A 519-nucleotide genomic window follows, 5' to 3' on the forward strand; every position below is an offset into this window, starting at 1 on the left:
CATCATGAAACTAATCAGCTTAATAAAGCCAATTAAGGTTAACTACTTTGGCATTGAATTATCAGCCCCTCATTGGACTAAATTTATAGCAACGGATGAGTCTGGATTAGTATTTGCATGCAACATGCTTCCGCGCACTGAATTTAATTGTTATGAAAGGTGGGATTCTGATTCCCCGTCATTTCGAGACGAAATTATTGCTGTAGTTGATTTAGAAGAAATGGACTGGAAAGAAACTCTTGTTGAAATATGAGTGGGAATTAGAGGACATTTGATTATGTTAACATGTGATATGAAACAATTTGAATTCACGATAATTGACGCGTGGAATATCGGAAAAAGATTTGCAAAACTGGGAACTGAACATTTTGATTTTAAAATTCACGTCATAAAGAATGATTCCAAAATTGATATTTTTGAAATAAGTATAGTAGATGTAGAAGGTGTAACTTATCAACATATCAATATTACGGAAAAGAATATAGAAAAATTGCAACAAATAATAATATCAGCGGAAGC

2 protein-coding genes are annotated in these 519 nt (G+C 32.6%); both read left to right on the forward strand.

The window, feature by feature from the left end; translation table 11 throughout:
* Positions 1 to 253, forward strand: a 253-nt coding sequence (locus tag ACGF5R_RS24435) for a hypothetical protein (protein WP_387693227.1), incomplete at its 5' end; no start/stop codon positions are given.
* Between the two features lie 24 nt (positions 254 to 277).
* Positions 278 to 519 (forward strand): hypothetical protein (locus tag ACGF5R_RS24440; protein WP_387693229.1); only part of this gene is annotated, 242 nt, incomplete at its 3' end.

Source organism: Photorhabdus sp. RM71S (assembly GCF_042879355.1).
Taxonomy (GTDB): domain Bacteria; phylum Pseudomonadota; class Gammaproteobacteria; order Enterobacterales; family Enterobacteriaceae; genus Photorhabdus; species Photorhabdus kayaii.